The organism is Leifsonia stereocauli (assembly GCF_038432415.1).
Lineage (GTDB): Bacteria > Actinomycetota > Actinomycetes > Actinomycetales > Microbacteriaceae > Orlajensenia > Orlajensenia stereocauli.
In genome coordinates, this window is the sequence record NZ_JBCAUN010000001.1 from 972,389 (window position 1) to 992,404 (window position 20,016).

A 20,016-nucleotide genomic window follows, 5' to 3' on the forward strand; every position below is an offset into this window, starting at 1 on the left:
CCGGGCCGTCTCGTGCAGCCTCCGGGTTCCTACCTCGACACGGCGTGGCCGCGCGTCCTCGCGCATCGCGGCCTCGCATTGTCGGCCCCGGAGAACACCCTCCTCGCCTTCCAGCGAGCCTTCGAGGTCGGCGCCACCCACCTCGAGACCGATGTCCACACGAGTCGCGACGGCGTCGCGATCATCAGCCACGATCCCGATCTCGCGCGCCTCGTCGGGCGCCGTCAGCGCATCGGCGATCTGTCGTCCGAGGAGCTGCTCGAGATCGACCTCGGTCACGGTCAATCGTTCTGCACCCTCGAGGACGCCCTCACGACGTTCCCGACAGCCCGCTTCAACATCGACGTGAAGGATGCCGGCTCCATCGGAAGCGTCGCATCGACTGTGCAGGCGACCGAGGCCGTCGGCCGGGTGCTGATCACCTCGTTCTCCGAGCGGCGCCGGGCCGCCGCCGTCGCACTCCTGCCCGGAGTCGTGTCGTCGGCATCCGCATCGATCGTCGTCCGGGCCGTGCTCGGTGCCCGCACCGGGCTCCGCAGCAACGCGATCAGGAATCTGGCCGGGTTGGTGGCCCTTCAGATCCCCGAGCGGAGTGGTGGCATCCAGCTGGTCACTCCTCGGGTCATCGATGCTGCGCACGCTGCAGGCCTCGAGGTGCACGTCTGGACCGTCAACGACCCGATGGCCATGCGCAGGCTCTTCGCACTCGGCATCGACGGCATCGTCACGGACCGCGCTGACGTCGCGGCTCACGTGCTCCGGCGAGACGGCGCATCCCCAGTCTGACCGCCAGCTGTGAATCGTTCGATCGGCCCCGTTGTCTGGGAAAGCGCTGTGCGAACAGGAGCTCATGGCAAGGGAACGCCCAGCTTGGCCCGCTATAACTGATCAGGCAGTGAGAGGAGATCACCATGGCTGATCGTAGTTTGCGTGGAATGCGTTTGGGCGCACAGAGCCTTCAGAGTGAAGAGGGCGTGGCTTTCGCACAGCGCGTCAATCACACGTACCGGTGCGAGCACTGCGGTCACGAGTCCGTGATGACGTTCTCGGCTGACGCCGAGGCTCCGCAGAGCTGGGAATGCAAGCAGTGCGGCCTCGAGGCCATCCTCATCGTCGACTCGAAGCCGGTCGTCATCGACCGCTCCGACGAGAAGGTCGCCCGCACGCACTGGGACATGCTGCTCGAGCGTCGCACCATCCCCGAGCTCGAAGAACTGCTCGAGGAACGGCTGAACATCCTGCGCGCCCGTCGTGGCCAGCAGAAGATCGGCGCCTGAGCGTCGAAGCTCCACCGAACGCGATCGTCTCACTGAGACGGTCGCGTTTCTGGTTTAACGCTTCCCGTCATCCACGGGACCGCAGGCGGGGTTAGCGAGCGGGCGAGCGACGGATGCGACGGGCCTGCCCGGCGGCGATGCAGGCCAGAAGCAGACCGGCCAGGCCCACCCCGGAGACCAGCCACTCGAGACCCCGGCCGATGACCATGGCCGGCGTCGTGGTATCGCTGAGCGGCACCTCCTGCACCATCGCGCCGGCGGTGAACGCCGGGAGGGAGTCGATGGTCGAGCCGTCTGGCGCGACGATGGCGCTCTCGCCCACCGTCGAGATGTTCACGACAGTGCGGCCGGTCTCCACGGCACGGAGGCGGGCGATGGCGAGCTGCTGGGCGCTCTCGTCCGTCGGCTGCTCGGCCGTGCCGAAGTCGGCGTTGTTGGTCTGGGCGAGGATGATCTGCGCGCCCTGGCCCATCAGGTTCGAGATCAGCTGGTCGTCGGCGATGTCGAAGCAGATTGAGATGCCAGCGATGACGCCATCGATGTCGAAGACGCCGTCGGTCCTCCCCATCTGGTAGTCACGGCCGACCAGGTCGATGAGGTCCGGTGCGAACGGCCGCCAGAACGCGCGGTCCGGCATGTACTCGGCGAAGGGAACCGGATGCCCCTTGTCGTAGTAGTCGACGATGCCCTGGCCGGGCTCCCAGAGGAACGAGGTGTTGTAGTAGAGGCCGTCGCGTTCGGTGACGGTGCCCGCAACCAGGGGGGCGTCGAGGGCCGTGGCGACCTCGTCGAGCATCCGGCCGGCCTGTGCCGACCGAGTGGGGTCGACGTCCGACGCGTTCTCGGGCCAGACCACCATGTCGATGTCCTCACCCTGCACCGGAAGCGTCGCGGCCACGTGGTCCATGAGGATCTCGCCCGCCGGACGATTGGCGAACAGGCCGGCATCCGCATTGCCCTGCACGGCAGCGACGGTGGTGGTGCCCGACACGATGGTCGGCCACGCCGGCAGCACCATGAGCACGGCGACGGCGGCGACGATCGCGCCGACGCGCCGGAGGGCTGCGGCATCCGTCTCGAGGATCAGGAAGAAGGCGAAGGCCGCGATCCACGCGATCACGAAACTGAGGCCGGCCATGCCGAGCCAGGCGGCGAGGTCCGTGAACGGGCTCTCCGACTGCGAGAGCGCGAGGCGCCCCCAGGCGAAGCCGCCGTACGGGGCGACGGCCGTGAAGCCTTCGCGGGCGGTCCAGAGGCCGGCCACGACGATCGGGAGCATGCCGAGGCGGCCCAGCCGGGTCGGCCACACTGCCGGTCCCCATCCGAGCACGACCGCGATCATCGCGCAGCCGATGGCGAAGAAGATGGCCTGCAGGATGCCGAGGGCCAACCACGGCACGGGGCCGAGGTAGCGCGTCAGCCAGATGATCTGCACGAGCCAGAACGCGGAACCGCTCACCAGGCCGACGAGCAGGCCGGTTCCGAAGCTCCGGCCACGGAGCGCCACGAGCAGCAGCAGCATGGCGATGGGGGCGAGCGGCCACCAGCCGCGGTCGGGGAACGCCGCGTCGAGCAGGTAGCCGGATCCTGCGGCGAGGAGGACGGCTCCCCAGAACGGAACGAGCGGCGTCGCACGCTGAGTGGGGACGCCGAGATGCACCCGTTCAGCCTAAGCGAGCGAACGCGGCGTTTCGTTCAGGCGGGCTCGGCGCAGGGGAACCCCTCAGGCGACCGTCGAGTACGCCACGATCCCGCGGCGCACGCCATCGATCGCAGCGCGGGCGTTGCCGGCCACGGGGTTGTCGGCCACGACGGAGAGCTGGTCGAGCAGGTCGATGGTCTGCTTGGTCCAGCGCACGAAGTCGCCGGCAGCCATGTCGGCCTCCTTGAGCACGTCGGGCAGCCTGCCACCTCTGGCCCACTTGTACATCGCCAGGCAGAGGCCGGTGGCGATCGGGCTCGACCCCTGCAGCTTGCTGTCGCGCTCGAGATCGTCGAGATCGCTCCAGAGCAGCTGCGTCGCCTCCAGCGCGGCCGGGAAGGCGCCACGTGGCAGGTAGCGCTCCACGGTCTCGCTCTCCTCGCGACGCGGCTCGAAGACGAGGGCGCAGGCCATGGCGGCGAGGGCGGCCGGATCGAGTGAGTCCCAGAGTCCGCGCCGCAGTGCCTCGGCTGCAAGCAGGTCGCGGTCGCCGTAGATGCGGCGCAGCATCCGGCCGGCTGATGTCGCCGCCAGGCGCCCGTGCTCATCGCGCTCGAGGTAGTCGAGGCGCAGCAGAACGTCGGTCACGCGGTCGAAGATGCGGGCGACGGCTCCGGTGCGCGCACGGATCTGCTGCTGCAGGGTGTCGTTCTCGCGCTTCAGGCGGTACCAGCGCTCGGCCCAGCGCGAGTGGGCCTCACGTTCGTTGCAGGCATGGCACGGATGCGACTTCAGTCGGTTGCGCAGCTTCGTGAGCTCGCGCTGGCGCTTCTGGCGCGCGGCCTGCGGCTGGCTCTCGGCACGCGCGCCCTGCTTCTCGAGGTCGCTGAGCTGGTGGCGAATCGACGCGTACTCGCGGAAATCGCCGAGGTGGCAGGTCATGGCCTCCTCGTAGCCGGTCAGGGACTCCTGCTGCTGGCGCACAGTTCTTGCGAGATCGACGACGGAGCGGTCGGCCTGGAACTGCGCGAACGAGGACTCGAGGATGTCGCGGGCCCGCTCTCGGCCGAACTGCTCGATGAGGTTGACGGCCATGTTGTACGTCGGCCGGAAGCTCGAGTTGAGAGGATAGCTGCGCCGCGAGGCCAGGGACGCGACGGCCTGCGGATCGAGGCCCTGCTGCCACTGGATGACCGAGTGCCCCTCGACGTCGATGCCGCGGCGGCCGGCACGGCCGGTGAGCTGGGTGTACTCCCCCGGCGTCACCGGAACCCTGGCCTCGCCGTTGAACTTCTCGAGCTTCTCCATCACGACGGTGCGGGCGGGCATGTTGATGCCCAGGGCCAGCGTCTCGGTGGCGAACACCACCTTCACGAGCTTCTTCTGGAACAGCTCCTCGACGACCTCCTTGAAGGCCGGCAGCATGCCGGCGTGGTGGGCCGCCACGCCCCGCTCGAGGCCCTCGAGCCACTCCCAGTAGCCGAGCACCGCCAGGTCCTCGTCGACCATAGTGCGGCTGCGCTCCTCGGCGATGCGGCGGATCTCGCTGCGCTCTGCAGCATCCGTCAGCCTGATCCCGCTGCGCAGGACCTGGCGCACGGCCTGATCGCAGCCGACGCGGCTGAAGATGAAGAAGATGGCCGGAAGCAGGTGCTTGCCGTCGAGCAGGGCGACCAGGTCTTCGCGCGGCATGCGGCCCTCGTGCGGCGGCGGACGGTGGAACCCCCCACGGTCGCGTCCGCGTCGGCCCGCCGTCGACCGGTTCTGGATGGACCGTCCTCCGGATGCAGCCAGCTGCACGAGCTCCGGGTTCACGCGCGTCGTGGTGATGACGCCGGACGAGTCGAACAGATCGACGAGCTTGGTGCGCACGAGCACATGCTGCTCCAGGGGAACCGGGCGGTCCTCGGAGACGATGACGGCGGTGTCGCCGCGCACCGCCTGCAGCCAGTCCCCGAACTCCTCGGCGTTGGAGACCGTCGCACTCAGCGACACCATGCGCACGCTCTGCGGCAGGTGGATGATGACCTCCTCCCAGACGGCCCCGCGGAAGCGGTCGCCCAGGAAGTGCACCTCGTCCATCACGACGAACGCGAGGTCCGTGAGCAGGTCGGAGTCCGCGTAGAGCATGTTGCGCAGCACCTCTGTGGTCATGACCACGATGCGCGCATTCGAGTTGATGTTGGTGTCGCCTGTGAGCAGGCCGACCTCCGAAGCGCCGTACTCGTCGACGAACTCGTTGAACTTCTGGTTCGAGAGCGCCTTCATAGGCGTCGTGTAGAAGACCTTCGCCCGCCGCTGCTGCATCGCCAGGAAGACGGCGAACTCGGCGACGACGGTCTTGCCGGCGCCGGTGGGGGCTGCGACCAGCACGCTGCCGCCGTCCTCGAGGCTGGCGCAGCTTCCGCGCTGGAAGTCGTCGAGATCGAAGCTGAGCCCGGCGCGGAACGCTTCGAGCTGCGGATGCGTCGAGCTGGTCTTGAAGGCTGCGTACCGCTCGGCCGGGGAGGGTGTGCTCACTCCTTCAGCCTAAGTCGTGCGTGGCGCTCAGAGCGCGAGCTCGGCCTCGAACGCCCGCGCGCGCCGTTCGGCGCGACGATCGTGCAGCCACGCGATGCCCCAGGCCGCGAAGTACAGCACGACCATCGGAATCGCGAGCATGAACATCGACACGACATCGGCGGCAGGTGTGGCGATGGCGGTGAACAGGCAGATCACGAGGATCGCCCAGCGCCAGGAGGCGATGATCGACTTCGCGCTGATCACCCCGGCGAAGTTCAGCAGCACGAGGAAGACCGGGAGCACGAAGGCGATGCCGATCGCCAGCACCAGCTTCAGCACGAACTGGAAGTAGTCCTTGGCGTTGATGAAGGCTGCGTCGTCAGCCGGGGCGAAGCTGGTCATGAGATCGACGACGTGCGGGAGGACGAACCAGCCGGCGGCGCAGCCGGCGAGGAACAACGGAACGGCCGTGAAGAAGAAGCCGAAGGTGTACTGCTTCTCGGTGCGACTGAGCGCCGGCATGAAGAAGGCGAAGATCTGGTACAGCCACATGGGGCTCGAGATCACGAGACCGATGTAGAAGGCGATCTGGAGCTTCAGGTCGAAGGCCGAGGTGATGTCGGGGTAGTTGATGACGGCGTTGCGGTGCTGTGCTTTCGCTATCTCCAGCACCGGAACCCGCAGGGCCTTCCAGACGTAGTCGGAGAGGAACCAGCCGATGATGGCGCCAACCGCGATGCCGCCGGCGGCCAGGAAGAGTCTCTTGCGCAGCTCCAGCAGGTGCTGGCCCAGGGACATCCGACCTTCGCTGTTGCTGCGCTTCGATGCGCGAGCGGCCACGCTAGTTCTTGGCGGCTGGACCGGTCGAGCCGGCATTGCCGGCGTCGGCGGGACGGATTGTCGTCGTCGTGGTGGTGCCGTCGGGGTTCGTGACGGTGGTGCTTCCGTCGGCGTTGATGACGGTGGTCGGCTCTTCGGGCTTCTTGTCCGACGCGACCTCGGTCTTGAGGATCTTCATCGACTGGCCGAGGCTGCGGGCCAGCGCCGGGAGCTTGGGAGCGCCGAAGAGCAGAAGGATGATCACGAGGATGATCAGGAAGTGCCATCCGGTGAGGTTCTGAAGCATGTCAGCTGGTCCAATTCTGCGTGGAATGTGTGAGTAGTCTACCTCGCGCGACGCGGGCATCCCGGCGGGCCTGACGGCGATGCGCCCGCTCAGCCCTGCGCATGCCCCACGCGAAGGAGAGGTCGTCCCGATCGCCGAACACGCCGTACTCTCGCGCCGCGGCCTTCGCGGTCGCGTCGTCGAGCTGGTCGAGCGCTCGCTCGAGCTCCGACGTCGTCCGACTCAGCTCCCCGTAGGCGTCGAGGGCTGATCGCCCCCTGCGCCAGGCGCGACGGCCGAGGATCACGACGACCAGCACGAGCGCCACGAGGAGCACACCCCAGATGAGGAACCACGACCAGCCCGCCATCCCTCGCCCTAGCCCTCGACGCCATCGGCGGCGTACTGCTCGGCCCCGGCGGCGGCCCAGTCGGCGATGACCCGCCGCGCCTCGGGCGGGGAGACGACGGTGATGATGCCCGCGTACCCGGCGACGATGCGCTTGAGACCGTGGTGGTGGGCGACGCGGAGGGTCGTGCGCGCGAGGCCGGGGGCAGAACCCGGCTCCTGGCCCTCCGGCCTGAAGTCGGCCAACAACGGCAGGGCGTCGACGGGCACCTCGATGACGACCTCGAGATCGTCGGGCGAGCCCTGGAAGATGTCGTCGGACAGCGAGAAGTCATCGATCGTTCTGGTCGCCGGTACGTCCCGCACCTCGACGGCGTCCATCCGGTCGAGCCGGAAGGTGCGCAGGGCCTCGCGGGCGTGGTCCCAGGCGCGCAGGTACCAGTCACGATCGATCGACTCGAGGCGCAGAGGATCCACGACCCGCCGCTCGACGTCGCCGCGCGATGAGCGGTAGTCGAATGCCACCCTGGTGCCCGCCGACGCAGCAGAGCGCAGCAGGGCACGAGTGGCATCCGGAACTCCGGCCTCGACGCCCATCTCGGCCGGCGTCGCGGAGGACCCGCGGGCCAGCTTGGTCAGCAGCACGCTGATCGCGTCGCTGTCGGCGTTCTCGGGCAGGGAGGAGAGGTAGGTGAGGCCGGCGATGAGGGCGGCGGCCTCACGCGCCGAGAAGCGGGGAGCCTCGTCGATGACGATGTTGCGCGTGAGGATGACGGTGCCCTCCTCGAGGGCGTCGTAGTCGATCTCGAACAGGTCGTTGTCGAGGTAGGCCTTCGACTCGCCCGGGATGCCCGTCATCGGCAGCAGGGCGATGGTGCGCCGAACCAGGTCGGGCGTGACATCGAAGTGCTCGGCGACCTCGTCGACGGAGACGGCGCCGCGGTCGAGCAGATAGGGAACGACCGCCAGCATGAACAGGGTGCGGTCGGCTCCGAGGAGGGTGCGTCGACGTTCAGCCACGATCGGCCCCTTCCTGGCGCGTGTCGGACGCGTCGTGCTGGGCTGCGACCTGCAGCAGGCGCCGATGCACGGCGGTCCGGAGCGCCGGCGGCTCGTGCACGAGCACTTCAGGGCCGTACCCGGCGAGTTCGTCGGCGAGGATGTCGAGGTCGGTGAAGTGCAGCACGACGCGGGCGCCGTCATTCTCGACGGATGCGGCACGGCGGCCGAGGCGCATCGCCGCATCGGTCTCGGGCCTGGTCTCGATCACGGCCCGATTGCGCAGCGAGACGGCGGCGAGTTCGGCCTGGGACCGTTCGACGGCTCCGGTGGTGTCGATCTCGGGGGCCACGACGTCCGGCCGCTGCACCACCGTCGCGACGATGCGCGACAGCAGGAAGGTGCGGGTGGCACCGGCGTCGATGTCCTGCGCGTAGAGGTGCCAGCGTCCCTCGTGCTGCACCAGGGCGAGCGGGAGCACGGTCCGACGACGCGGCGCCGACTCCCCCGGCTTGAGGTACGGGAATGACACGACCATCTTCGCGGTCTGCGCTGCCTGGAGCGGAGCGAACGCCGCCTCACGCACCCTGATGCGCGGGGCATAGCCGACCAGCGGCTCGCTCGCCTCGATGCCGCGGGAGCTCAGCTTGAGCAGGGCACGGCGGGAATCATCGGAGAGGGAGCCCTCGCGCCAGACGGCGGCGGCCAACGCGAGCAGGCCGATCTCCTGCGGGGAGAACTCGATGTCGCTCGGGAGGTCGTAGAGGCGCTTCGGGATGAGGTAGCGCAGAGCCGTGTTGTCACCGGGCCGATCGGGCGAGTCGATGGTCTCCAGGGGAATGCCGAGCTCGCGCACCGCGTCCTTGTCGCGCTCGAACTTGCGCTCGAGGGCGCTGTTGTCTCCCCCGGCCCTGTAGTCCCGGCTGTAGCCCTGCACCGTCGAGAGGATGTCGGCCTTCGTCAGGCCGTTCTCGCTCGCCATGAGGGCGAGGGTGAGGCTGAAGAGCCGCTCTTCGACGGAGGTGGGAGGACTGGCAGGCACGTCTGCGATCTTACTGTTCCGCGTGTGCCGCCGACGCGAGACGGGGCCGGATGCTGCTGCATCCGACCCCGTCTTCCCATCGCGTATGCGGCTAGCCGATGCCGAGGACGTCGACCACGAACACGAGGGTCGAGTTCGCGGGGATGGTGTCCTGAGCTGTGTCGCCGTAGCCCTTGTCCGGCGGGATGACGGCGATGAACTGCGAGCCGACGGTCTGGCCGACGAGGGCGTCGGCGAAGCCCTCGATCACGCCGCCATCGACTCCGGATGCGGCCGTGAAGGTCGCGGGGGCGCCGCGCTCCCAGCTGGAGTCGAAGACCGTGCTGGGCTTGGTTCCGTCCCAGATCACGCCGGTGTAGTGCACTGTGACGCTGTCTCCCTGGGCGATGGCGTCGCCGGTGCCCTTCTTGAGCACGGCGACCTTCAGGTCCTTCGGCGGAGCATCCGACCCGATTGTGATGCCGGGGGCGCCGTTCTCGGCCAGCACGACCGACGGGAAGCCGTTCTGCGGCGTCTGCTCGGCACCGTTCGCTCGCGTCAGGTAGGTCTTGTCGACGTCGATAACGAAGACCAGGTTGTCCTTCGGGCCGATGTTGATGCTGGTGTTGCCCGCTTCGCCGAAGGCGTCCTTCGGCGGCACGACGACGGCGATGCGCGAGTCCTCGGTGGCGCACAGCAGGCCCTTGCGCAGGCCCTCCTGCACCTGATCCTTGGCGACGACGAGCGAGAGCGGCGTGGTGTCGTCGGCGCCGTACTTGGTCTTCTCGATGAGCTCGCCGTCGGTTCCGTTGTAGACGGACATCTCGATGGTCACCTTCTGGCCGGCGACGATGCCTGCTCCGGTGCCTGCTGTGATGACGCTGGACTGCGTGCCACTGGCTTTCAGCGGTGTCGGGAAGTCGACAGTGGGGGCCGATCCGAACTCCCCCGTTGCCGTGACGAGCTTCGACGCGTCACCCGACGGGGCGCCACCGGTGCAGTCGGCCGCGGCCGGGTTGGATGAGCAGGCGGTCAATGCGACCGCGATCAGGCCGGCGGCCGCGATGAGCGCGGGAAGCTTGCGCACGGGTCCTCGTTTCGATGCTGAATTCTGGGGAGTATGGGGATTGCGGTGACGGATGCCGGCAGACGGCTGCCGTCGCGCCCGAACAGTGATCTTAGTCGGCCTCGAGGTCGCGGGCCTTCGACGCCGCTGCACCGGCTCCGGCCGCCCGCACGCGCTTGCGCATGCTCTTGGGGCTGACAGTGCGCTCGCCGAGGGCTCCGGGAGTCCAGAGCTCGACGTCCTCGTCGCTGAAGTCGGTCTTCGACGGGCGACGCTTGAGCTCCGGAAGCACGGTGTCGGGGGCGAGGCGCCGCGCCGTGAGAAGGAAGCCCGTGTGACCGATCATGCGGTGGTCCGGACGCACCGCGAGACCCTCGACGTGCCAGCCGCGCACCATCGTCTCGCTGGACTGCGGGTTGGTGTATTCGCCCGTGGCGCGGATGGCCTCCGCCACCCGCGAGAGCTGGGTGACAGTGGCGACGTAGCAGAGCAGCACGCCGCCGGGCTTGAGCGCGTCGGACACCGCCGGCAGGCACTCCCAGGGCGCCAGCATGTCGAGCACGACCCTGTCGGCTCCGTCGGTCTCCACCTGCTGCGGGAGCTCCTCGGCGAGATCGCCCAGGGTGATCGACCAGTTCTCGGGTTCGTAGCCGAGGAAGGTCTCGGCGTTCCCGCGAGCGACGTCGGCGAACTCCTCTCGGCGTTCGAATGAGGCGAGCCGGCCTGCCGGTCCGATCGCGCGCAACAGCCAGAGGGAGAGCGCCCCCGAGCCGACGCCGGCCTCGACCACGGTCGCTCCGGGGAAGATGTCGGCCAGCGCGAGGATCTGCGCTGCGTCCTTCGGGTAGATGATCGCGGCGCCGCGGGGCATCGACATGACGAAGTCGGCCAGCAGCGGGCGGAGTGCGAGGTGCTCGACGCCGGCGTTGTTGGTGACGACGGAGGCGTCGGGCAGTCCGATGATGTCGTCGTGCGGGAGGATGCCTCGGTGCGAGTGGAAGTCCTTGCCCGACTCGAGCGTGATGGTGTTCATCTTGCCCTTGGGGCCCGTGAGCTGCACGCGATCGCCGATGCGGAACGGCCCGCTGTTGGCCGGGCGGTGGTCTTCTGCGGTCATCGGGCGATGCCTTCCGCTGATGCGGCGTCGAGGTCGACGCCGGAGTGGGCACTGCGGTCTCGAACACTGTGGTCATGCACGCTGAAGAGATCGGAGATGGTGCGTCCCTCGAGCGTCGGCCAGAGCACGTCGGCAGCGGATTCGGCGAGGGGCACCATGTGCGGAACACCGAGGGTGCTGCATCCTGCGGCGCGAGCCGACGCGAGTCCGGGCACCGAGTCCTCGATCGCGAGGCACTCGGATGCCGCCACTCCGAGCTGGTCGGCCGCGGAGAGGTAGGCGTCCGGGAACGGCTTGGGGTTCTCGACGGAGTCGCCCGTGACGATCACGTCGAAGGCCGGGAAGCCGATCAGGGCGGCGACCTGTTCGGCCATCCGCTTCACGGACATGGTGACGAGCGCGGTCTTCACGCCGTTCTCGCGCAGTTCGGCGAGCAGTTCGCGAGCACCGGGTCGCCACGGCACTCCGTCGGTCTCCAGCTGCTGCTGCACGCTGGTCGTGAGGTAGTCGACGATGGCGTCGGCGTCGAGATCGGCACCGGCCGCCTGGAAGATGCGGGCCGACTCCCAGAGTCCGAGACCCACGACGCCGAGGGCGTCCTCGTGGGTCCAGACGCCGCCGAACGACTCTATGAGCTCGGTCTCGGCACGCATCCAGTACGGTTCGGTGTCGACGAGGGTGCCGTCCATATCCCAGAGGACGGCTGCCGGAGTGTCTGTGGTCACAACGGTCAAGTCTACTTTGCGCGTCCTATCCTTGAGGTCAGGGCCGGACTGGCCCCGGACGGAATCGAGGTCGCCCCCGGTGGCAGAACGCAACGGCATCCTGAACGGTCGCATCCTGGTCGTCGCCTTCGAGGGCTGGAACGACGCCGGTGAAGCGGCATCCGGAGCCGTGCGCTCCCTCAAAGACGAACTCGAACTCGTCGAGATCTTCACAGTCGACCCCGAGCTGTACTTCGACTACCAGTTCAACCGCCCGATGGTGGCGACGGACGAGGATGGCCAGCGCACGCTCACCTGGCCGAGCGCCGATCTGTACGGGCCGGCCCGGCCCGAGGCCGAGGTGGCCTCATTGGCGGCGGATGCCGACCTGCAGGTGAGCGGAGCGAACACGGGCAACATCTACCTGCTGCTCGGGACGGAACCGTCGCGCAGCTGGAAGAGCTTCGCGGCCGAGGTCATCGACGCGGCCCTCGCCGCCGACATCGGCGGCATCGTGTTCCTCGGCGCCATGCTCGCCGATGTTCCGCACACCCGTCCCATCTCCCTGATGTCGGCCAGCGACAACGCCGACATGCGTGCCGCCCTGCACCTGGAGCGCTCGACCTACGAGGGTCCTGTCGGCATCCTGAGCGTGCTTGCGGATGCCGCGGAGAAGGTGGACATCCCGACCCTCACGATCTGGGCCTCGGTGCCGCACTACGTGCACAACGCGCCGTCGCCGAAGGCGATGCTGGCTCTCATCGACAGGCTCGAGGAGGTCATCGATGTGACCATCCCCCGCGGCGACCTCGTGAGCGAGGCCGCGGCATGGGAGGCCGGCATCGATGCCCTCGCGGCCGATGACGAGGACATGGCGGCGTACATCGTGCAGCTCGAGCAGGCGCGCGACACCGTCGACTCCCCCGAGGCGAGTGGCGAGGCCATCGCCCAGGAGTTCGAGAAGTACCTGCGCAAGCGCGGCGACCGCCCCGACGGGCGCAACGACGACCCGCGGCGGCACTGAGCGGCGATTCCGCCCGCCCCGCTTGCTGAGGCCCGGTCGGAGTCCGCCGGCCCAGCTCGCTGAGGCCCGGACGAAGTCCGCGGCCGAAGCGTCAGAACCCGCGCCCGAGGCGCGCTTCGGGCGGTCGCTGCGCTCGGCCCTCAGCGAGCGGGCGGGTGCGAGCGGCTGAGACTACGGAACGAGCACGCCCGTCGCGAGCATGATCATCAGGGCGACGCCGAGCACCAAGCGATAGATCACGAACGGCAGGAAGCTGCGGCGCGAGATGTAGCTCATGAAGAATGCGATCACGACGAGCCCCACGGCGAAGGCGACGACAGTCGCCGCCAGGGTCTCGAACGGCCCGAAGACCTCGGGCGTGCAGTTCGTCGCGGCCTCGAGGCACGGGTCGGCGATCGACTTGTAGACCTGGTAGAAGCCGCTGCCCAGGACGGCCGGGATCGCCAGCAGGAACGCATAGCGCGCGGCCGCCTTGCGCTCGTAGCCGAGGAACAGGCCCATCGTGATGGTGCCGCCCGACCGAGAGACGCCGGGGATGAGTGCCAGCGCCTGAGCGAAGCCGTACAGGATTCCGTGCGGGTACGTGAGGTCCTTGAGACGCCGGCGCTTGGCTCCCACGGCATCCGCGATGCCCAGCAGGATGCCGAAGACGATCAGCATGACCGCCGTGATCCACAGGTTCCGGAGAACGGTCTCGATCTGGTCCTGGAACAGCAGGCCGAGGACGACGATGGGGATGGAGCCGATGATGATCAGCCAGCCCATGCGGGCGTCGGGATCGTTGCGGGGCGCCTTGCCGACCAACGACTTCGCCCACTGCGCGATGATGCGCACGATGTCGCGCCAGAAGAAGATGATGACGGCGAGCTCGGTGCCGATCTGCGTGATGGCGGTGAAGCGGGCTCCGGGGTCAGCGCCTGTTCCGAGGAACTGGCCGACGATCAGCAGGTGGGCGCTCGAGGAGATCGGGAGGAATTCCGTCAGTCCCTGGACGAGTCCGAGGATGATCGCGTTGATGAGATCCAATGGGCTGCTCTCTGGTTCAGTAGCTCAACAGAAGGTCGCGGAGAACCGCTCTACCGAAGACTAATGCGTCGAGCGGCACCCGCTCGTCGACCCCGTGGAACATCGCGGGGAAGTCGAGTTCGGCCGGCAGGCGCAGTGGGGCGAATCCGTAGCCGCGGATGCCGAGCTTCGACAGCGCCTTGTTGTCGGTGCCGCCCGAGAGCAGGTACGGCAGCACCACGGCCTCCGGGTCGTGTTCGGAGATCAGGGCAGCGACCTTGTCGACGAGCGCCCCGCTGAACGGATTCTCCAGCCCGACGTCGCGGTGGGTCACCACGATCTCGATGTCATCGCCGATGATTCCGCGGATGGTGGCGAGCACCTCGTCCTCATCACCGGGGAGGGTGCGGATGTCGATCGCGGCCTCGGCCCTGTCGGGGATGACGTTGTGCTTGTAGCCGGCGCTCAGCATGGTCGGGTTCGACGTCGTGCGCAGGGTCGCCTGGATGAATCCCGATGCCGAACCCGTGGCCAGGGCGAGGCCGTCGGGGCCGAGGTCGGTCGGCTCGACCTCGAGGATGCGGGCCACCTCGGCGAGGAGCTGCTCGGTGGTGTCGGTGAGGCGAATGGGCCACTCGAGGCGACCGATGGCCGCAACGGCCTCTGCCACCCGCGTGACGGCGTTCTGCGCCACCAGGCGCGACCCGTGCGCCGCGGGGCCGCGGGCGACGAGCTTGATCCACATCAACGCCTTCTCGCCAGTCTGCAGCAGGTAGGCACGCTGGTCTCCCACCATGGTCGAGTAACCGCCGACCTCGCTGATGGCCTCCCCTGCGCCCTCGAACAGCTCGGGGTGGTTGTCGACGAGCCAGTGCGCCCCGTAGACGCCGCCGTTCTCCTCGTCGGCGAAGAAGGCGACGATGCTGTCGCGCTCCGGCTTCTCGCCAGCCGTCAGGATGTCGTCGAGGGCGCCGAGGATCATGGCGTCCATGTCCTTCATGTCGACGGCACCACGACCCCAGAGCATGCCGTCCTTGATGACGCCGCCGAAGGGGTCGACGCTCCAGTTCTCGGGGTCGGCCGGAACGACGTCGAGGTGACCGTGCAGCACCAGCGCCGGCTTCGAGCGGTCGCGTCCCTCGACACGGGCGATCACGCTCGCGCGACCCGGCGCCGACTCGAACGTCACGGGCTCGAGGCCGAGGCGCTCGAGGTACGCCGAGACATATGCTGCGGCATCCGCCTCCCCGTTGGACCGGCCCTCACCGTGGTTCGTGGTGTCGAAGCGGATGAGGTCGCGCGCGATGGCGGCAGTGCTCTCGAGCTCCTCGGGCGTGTCGTCGTGCGAGCGCGTTGCGGAGGATGTTTCAGGCATGCCGGTCACGTTACCTTGCCCCCTCGCCATGGTGCCCACGTGTAAAAGCACCCTCTCGAATCGTGCTAATGTCTTACCTCGGGCCGGGGAAACCATGGCTCGCAAACAACACGCGCGGATGGCGGAATTGGTAGACGCGCTAGCTTGAGGTGCTAGTGCCCGAAAGGGCGTGGGGGTTCAAGTCCCCCTTCGCGCACACTGTGTTGAGACAGTGAAGGCCCCGGTCGATGACCGGGGCCTTCGTCGTTTCCCGAACGAATGTTTTCTCCAGTTTCAGGGCATCGCGCCAGACGGATCTCGGGATGCACTGCTCACCCGACACTCAGCTCCTTTCGCTCACAGCGAGCCGACGGGGATCACCGCCGGCTCGATCAGGCTCGGGCCGTTCTCGCGCACCGGAGCCACCTCATGGAACTCCAGGCTCGCTGCCGTCGGACGCGCAGCCTCCACGGCGGCGTCGACGAACTCCTGGTCGGCCTCCTCGTCGGGGTCGAGCCAGGTGTCCCACATCCAGTCGGGTAAAACGACCGGCGTGCGCGGATGCAGGGCGTCGAGCGGAGCGATGGCGTCCATGGTGAGGATGGTCGCCGACAGCACCCACCGCGCCGGGTCGGTCTCGGCCTTGGACGGGTCGCGCCACCACGAGTACAGGCCGGCGAAGGCCATGCGCTCACCCTCGGGCGGATGCACGAAGTACGGCGTCTTGGCCGTACCGTCGGTGTGCCACTCGTAGTAGCCGTCGGTGGGGATGAGCGCTCGTCTCGTGGCGACGGATGCCGCGAAGCTGGTCTTCTCGGCCACGTCCTCCGAGCGCGCGTTGAACGTCGGATACGGCGAGGCCAGCTCCTTCGCGAACGACGGGACCAGCGACCACCGGGCGGACTCGAGACGGCGCACGGCCGGGCCGCCCTTGGTCGACTCGAGAACTATCGGCACCTGGTCGGTCGGCCGGATGTTCCAGTTCGGACCCGGCAGGTTCTCGCCGACGATCTCGATGTCGAATAGGGCCACGAGATCGGGCTGGGTGTCGGAGATGACGAAGCGACCGCACATGGCTTCAGGCTACCCGCGGGCGAGGACAGCACCGGTGCGACCCGCGCCGCCGACCTCGAGGCCACCGTTCTCAGAGTCGCGCCTCTGCCCGGCCGATCGCATCCGCCGCCCGCACGAGGGCGAGGTGGGAGAGCGCCTGAGGAGTGTTGCCCCAGTGGCGCCCCGTCAGCGGGTCCACCTCCTCGGCGAGCAGCCCGACGTCATTGCCCAGGCCCACGAGACGGTCCATGAGTGCGAGGGCATCCCCCAGGCGCCCGGACTCGGCGTACTGGTGCGCGAGCCAGAACGAGCAGGCGAGGAACGGGTTCTCCCCCGGCGGCAACCCGTCGACTCCGGCCTCGGTCCTGTACCGCTGCGCGAGGCCGTGGTGGAGCAGGTCTGACTCGATCGCCGCGACCGTCGCCAGCATCCGAGGGTCGTCTGCCGCGCAGAAGCCCACCTGCGGGAGGAGCAGCAGCGACGCATCGACCTCGGCTGAGCCGTAGTGCTGGACGAAGCAGCCGCGTTCGGGGTCGACGCCCTTCTCGTCGATCTCGGCGCGCAGAGCGTCACGGAGAGTCCGCCAGGCGTCGACCGGCCCCTCGGCTCCGAACTGCTCGATGGCAGCGACACCGCGATCGAACGCTGCCCAGAGCATGACCCTGGAGTGGGTGAAGAAGAGCGCATCGCCGCGGATCTCCCAGATGCCCTGGTCCGGCCGCTGCCAGTTCTCCTCGAGGAAGCCCAGGAGCGCCCGCTGGAGAGGCCAGGCGTTCTCGAGGTCGCCGTGGCCGTTCTCCCTCGCGACGTGCAGCGCCACCATGACCTCGCCGATCACGTCGGCCTGGTACTGGTCGACGGCGCCGTTGCCCACCCTGACGGGGAGCGACTCGGCGTACCCGGGGAAGCTGTCGAGCTCTCGCTCCGGCAGGTAGCGCTCGCCGGCGATCCCGTACATGATCTGCACGTCGCCCGGATCACCGGCGATCGCGCGCAGCAGCCAGGACCGCCAGTGCGCGACCTCCTCGTTGTAGCCGTGATCAGCGAGGGCCTGCAGGGTGAGGGACGCGTCGCGCAGCCAGACGTAGCGGTAGTCCCAGTTGCGCGGGCCGCCGGACTGCTCGGGCAGCGAAGTCGTCGCAGCAGCCACGATTCCGCCAGTGCCCTCGTGCGTGAGCGCCCGCAACACGAGCAGCGAGCGCTCGACGGCGTCGCGGTAGGGGCCGCGGTGCTCCCACCGGCTGGCCCAGTCGACCCACCAGGCTCGGGTGTCGGCGACGGCTCGCGCATGGTCCAGACGCTCGGGGGTGTTGCGATGCGACGGGTACCAGGTCAGCGAGATCGGCACCTGCTCCCCCGCCGCGACGGTGAAGGTCGCGCGGTGGGCGTTGTCGACGGCCTCCAGCCTGGGCTTCCCCCGGACTATGGCCGCGTCGGGTCCGGCGATCGCGAGCAGCGCCTGTCCGGTATCGCCGTCGATCCGTCGCACCCAGGGCAGTGCCGTCGAGTACCCGAAACGGATGCGCAACTCCATCCCCATCTCCACCGATCCCCGGATTCCGCGCACTTCGCGCAGCACGTCGACGCGGCCGACGCCGCGCGCGATCAGGTCGATGACCTCGACCTCGCCCGTGGCGGTGGTCCACGTGGTCACGAGGATGAAGGTGTCGCCGTCGTAGGCGCGGGTGACGGTGGCTGCGGCATCCGTCGGCCGCAACGACCATGCCCCGTTCTCCTCGGTGCCGAGGAGGGCTCCGAAGGTGGACGGCGAGTCGAAGCGCGGGAGGCAGAGCCAGTCGATGCTCCCCTCCGAGCTGACGAGGGCGGCTGTGCGGCAGTTGCTGAGGAGCGCGTAGTCCTCGATGGGTCGGCTGGCCATGGGCACAGGATAGGGGCACCGGCTGCGAACAGCACGGTGCCCCTCTGGTGCGCTTCGGGCGGTCGCTTCGCTCGGTCCTCAGCGAGCGAGAATCGCGAGCTGGCTGACTACTCCTCGTCGGCGAAGGCGAGAAGGTCGCCGACTGTGGCGAGCCTGCGCCCGTGCACCTCCGGCTGCCAGTTGGGACTCTGCGTGAGGTAGGAGCCGCCGTCAGCCGCGATCATGCCGATCAGGGTCTCGGCGACGATGCGTCCGCCGACGGGGCCGAGGTGCATGGTCGCCGAGGCATCGCCGGCGGCCGTCCAGATCTCCTGCGACTCGGCGAGGATGTAGTACCAGAGCGGCGCGTTGTTCGCGAAGCTCTCGTGCACCTCGGTGATCGGCTTCCGCTCCTCGCCTTCCGCGGCCTTGCCCACCCAGAGTCGCTCGTCGGGGATGCGCGCGATGCCCATGGCGTCGGCGACGGCCTGACCGCTCGGCAGCTCGAGTGCCATGCCGCGCAGCAGATTGCGCACGGCGAGGTTGGCCGGGTCGCGCGACGGACGCGTCGGAGCGGCCTGCAGGTGATCGATGGTGAGCGGCGGCTCGTCGACGCCGGCCTTGGAGAACTCCGGCAGGAATCCCAAGGGGTTCACCAGCGAGGTGTCGAACTTGTACGAGGGCTGCACGCGCCTCTTTCCGCCGACGGGGACCTGCCCGGTGCGGTCGAAGTACAGGCTCCAGTCGATCGCCCAGGGCGACGGGAAGGTGTCGAAGCCGTTGAGCCCTCGGCGCTGCACGCCGGCGAAGATGAAGAACCGGCCGTCGAGTCCGCGGCGGCGCTCGTCATCGGTCGCCGCCCGCACGTTGTCGCCGCCGTCGAGATGGGTGTTGAGCCTGTAGATCGGGCGGATCATGGAGTGGCCGAACCTGTAGGCGGCGACGGAGAACTCGATCGGCATGTAGGGCGCCTTGCGGAAGCGGTAGAACCCGAGCTTCGGCTTCTGGTCCTGGGTCGGCAACGCCTGTCCCCGACCCGGCAGGATGGCGTCGATGAGCTCGGAGCCGCAGATGCGCACCAGGTAGTCGTTGATCACGAGCCACTGGTAGTGCCAGCGCACCTGCTGCTGCACGTCGGCGAAGCTCGCCCCGGGGTACTCGTCGACGAGCTTGTTGTGGAACTGCATCATCGACGCGTGCAGCTGCGCGACGATCACGTTCTCGTCGTTGCGCTTGTCTCCGATGAGCGCCCGATGGGGCGCCTCGGGGTCCTGCACGTCGATGTAGCGCGGCAGGTCCTTGCGGGGGCTCGGCACGGTGAGCTCCGTCAGGGTGCGGCCGAGGCGGAACTTCTTGCCGTCGAACAGGTAGGGCTGGTCGTCCGGCCCGCGCCCGTACATCGAGTCGAGGTCGAGGCGAGGGGTGCGGAAGTCCACGAGCGCATCGGGGTCGTTGATCTTCTGCATCACGGATGCCGGATCGAAGGTGATGTCGTGGTCGACGAACTGTCCGAAGTAGGTGTAGCCGGACGGAAGGCCGGGGTTCTCCTCGGGATCCTGCACGATGTCGTCGGTCTCCGGCGCCGCGAACGGCTTGGTCGGGTCGAGCGGGTCACGCTCCGGCTCGGCCGTCATGGCCTCGCCGAGGCGCCGGAGCGCCGTCGCGGGCCAGGCCGCGGGTGGGAGGTCACGGAACATGCGGCCGAAGCGGCCTTCGAACAGCGAGGAGCGGCGGGTCATGTTGTCGCCGCGCACCCCTCCTCCATGGCCGCCGGCGGGGTTGGCGGTCGATCTCAGCAGATTGGTCATGACGGGTCCTTCGCAGATGGCGAACCCGGGGTGCCTCGTCGTTGACGGCGCGGTGCGCGAGGGTTCGCGGCAGGGTGTTTTCGGGTGGGGTGCGGCCTGAGGCCTGACGACACGATGGTGCGGTGTCGTGATG

Annotated in this window: 18 protein-coding genes and 1 tRNA gene; 4 read left to right on the plus strand and 15 right to left on the minus strand. The window is 68.6% G+C overall.

What is annotated here, in order from left to right; translation table 11 throughout:
- Window positions 1–12: 12 nt before the first annotated feature.
- Together AADV74_RS04755 and AADV74_RS04760 are read left to right on the plus strand one after the other, a co-directional pair.
- The gene (locus tag AADV74_RS04755) at window positions 13–786 is read left to right on the plus strand and encodes a glycerophosphodiester phosphodiesterase family protein (RefSeq protein ID WP_342112335.1); all 774 of its coding nucleotides are present in this window, start codon (window positions 13–15) and stop codon (window positions 784–786) included.
- A gap of 125 nt (window positions 787–911) precedes the next feature.
- Entirely contained in the window at window positions 912–1,277 is a 366-nt protein-coding gene (locus AADV74_RS04760; RefSeq protein WP_055818572.1) for an RNA polymerase-binding protein RbpA, read from the plus strand.
- Between the two features lie 91 nt (window positions 1,278–1,368).
- Here the strand turns inward: AADV74_RS04760 and lnt are convergent, their stop codons facing one another.
- The 10 genes from lnt to AADV74_RS04810 all read right to left on the minus strand — a co-directional run bounded on the left by lnt (window position 1,369) and on the right by AADV74_RS04810 (window position 11,802).
- On the minus strand, window positions 1,369–2,937 hold the full coding sequence (lnt, locus tag AADV74_RS04765) for an apolipoprotein N-acyltransferase (protein WP_342112339.1): 1,569 nt from the start codon (window positions 2,935–2,937) through the stop codon (window positions 1,369–1,371).
- Window positions 2,938–3,000: 63 nt separating this feature from the next.
- Complete coding sequence (locus AADV74_RS04770; protein ID WP_342112340.1) at window positions 3,001–5,439, minus strand: DEAD/DEAH box helicase; 2,439 nt, start codon at window positions 5,437–5,439, stop codon at window positions 3,001–3,003.
- Between the two features lie 27 nt (window positions 5,440–5,466).
- Window positions 5,467–6,219, minus strand: coding sequence for a twin-arginine translocase subunit TatC (tatC, locus tag AADV74_RS04775; protein ID WP_342112341.1), 753 nt, complete (start codon window positions 6,217–6,219; stop codon window positions 5,467–5,469).
- 43 nt (window positions 6,220–6,262) lie between these two features.
- Window positions 6,263–6,547 carry a twin-arginine translocase TatA/TatE family subunit gene (gene tatA / locus AADV74_RS04780; protein ID WP_342112343.1) on the minus strand — a complete coding sequence of 95 codons (285 nt, stop codon included), beginning with the start codon at window positions 6,545–6,547 and terminating at the stop codon, window positions 6,263–6,265.
- A gap of 1 nt (window position 6,548) precedes the next feature.
- Window positions 6,549–6,896, minus strand: coding sequence for a hypothetical protein (locus tag AADV74_RS04785; RefSeq protein WP_342112345.1), 348 nt, complete (start codon window positions 6,894–6,896; stop codon window positions 6,549–6,551).
- An 8-nt stretch (window positions 6,897–6,904) separates the two neighbouring features.
- Window positions 6,905–7,894, minus strand: a complete 990-nt coding sequence (locus AADV74_RS04790) for a helix-turn-helix transcriptional regulator (protein ID WP_342112347.1) — start codon at window positions 7,892–7,894, stop codon at window positions 6,905–6,907.
- Window positions 7,887–8,915 (minus strand): helix-turn-helix transcriptional regulator, encoded by a 1,029-nt coding sequence (locus tag AADV74_RS04795; protein ID WP_342112349.1) that lies wholly within the window; start codon window positions 8,913–8,915, stop codon window positions 7,887–7,889. Before AADV74_RS04795 ends, AADV74_RS04790 begins: the two co-directional genes overlap by 8 nt.
- A 91-nt stretch (window positions 8,916–9,006) precedes the next feature.
- Complete coding sequence (locus AADV74_RS04800) at window positions 9,007–9,981, minus strand: FKBP-type peptidyl-prolyl cis-trans isomerase (RefSeq protein ID WP_342112351.1); 975 nt, start codon at window positions 9,979–9,981, stop codon at window positions 9,007–9,009.
- 91 nt (window positions 9,982–10,072) lie between these two features.
- Window positions 10,073–11,077, minus strand: coding sequence for a tRNA (adenine-N1)-methyltransferase (locus AADV74_RS04805; RefSeq protein WP_342112352.1), 1,005 nt, complete (start codon window positions 11,075–11,077; stop codon window positions 10,073–10,075).
- Window positions 11,074–11,802 (minus strand): HAD family hydrolase, encoded by a 729-nt coding sequence (locus AADV74_RS04810; RefSeq protein ID WP_342112354.1) that lies wholly within the window; start codon window positions 11,800–11,802, stop codon window positions 11,074–11,076. Before AADV74_RS04810 ends, AADV74_RS04805 begins: the two co-directional genes overlap by 4 nt.
- Before the next feature lie 79 nt (window positions 11,803–11,881).
- On the opposite strand from AADV74_RS04810, the gene AADV74_RS04815 reads away from it, so the two are divergent.
- Window positions 11,882–12,805 carry a proteasome assembly chaperone family protein gene (locus tag AADV74_RS04815; RefSeq protein WP_342112356.1) on the plus strand — a complete coding sequence of 308 codons (924 nt, stop codon included), beginning with the start codon at window positions 11,882–11,884 and terminating at the stop codon, window positions 12,803–12,805.
- Between the two features lie 171 nt (window positions 12,806–12,976).
- Here the strand turns inward: AADV74_RS04815 and AADV74_RS04820 are convergent, their stop codons facing one another.
- Both AADV74_RS04820 and AADV74_RS04825 read right to left on the minus strand, forming a co-directional pair.
- A complete protein-coding gene (locus AADV74_RS04820) occupies window positions 12,977–13,831 on the minus strand; it encodes an undecaprenyl-diphosphate phosphatase (protein WP_342112358.1) in 855 nt (284 codons plus the stop codon).
- Window positions 13,832–13,847: 16 nt separating this feature from the next.
- Complete coding sequence (locus tag AADV74_RS04825) at window positions 13,848–15,185, minus strand: M20/M25/M40 family metallo-hydrolase (RefSeq protein WP_342112360.1); 1,338 nt, start codon at window positions 15,183–15,185, stop codon at window positions 13,848–13,850.
- A 112-nt stretch (window positions 15,186–15,297) separates the two neighbouring features.
- Here AADV74_RS04825 and AADV74_RS04830 point away from each other — a divergent pair.
- Window positions 15,298–15,381: transfer RNA gene (locus AADV74_RS04830), tRNA-Leu, on the plus strand.
- Window positions 15,382–15,521: 140 nt separating this feature from the next.
- On the opposite strand, the gene AADV74_RS04835 is transcribed toward AADV74_RS04830, so the two are convergent.
- From AADV74_RS04835 to AADV74_RS04845, 3 genes are all read right to left on the minus strand, one after another.
- On the minus strand, window positions 15,522–16,238 hold the full coding sequence (locus AADV74_RS04835) for an SOS response-associated peptidase (RefSeq protein ID WP_342112362.1): 717 nt from the start codon (window positions 16,236–16,238) through the stop codon (window positions 15,522–15,524).
- A 70-nt stretch (window positions 16,239–16,308) separates the two neighbouring features.
- Complete coding sequence (locus tag AADV74_RS04840) at window positions 16,309–18,096, minus strand: glycoside hydrolase family 15 protein (RefSeq protein WP_342112363.1); 1,788 nt, start codon at window positions 18,094–18,096, stop codon at window positions 16,309–16,311.
- A gap of 107 nt (window positions 18,097–18,203) precedes the next feature.
- On the minus strand, window positions 18,204–19,883 hold the full coding sequence (locus tag AADV74_RS04845; protein ID WP_342112364.1) for a peroxidase family protein: 1,680 nt from the start codon (window positions 19,881–19,883) through the stop codon (window positions 18,204–18,206).
- Window positions 19,884–20,016 lie beyond the last annotated feature (133 nt).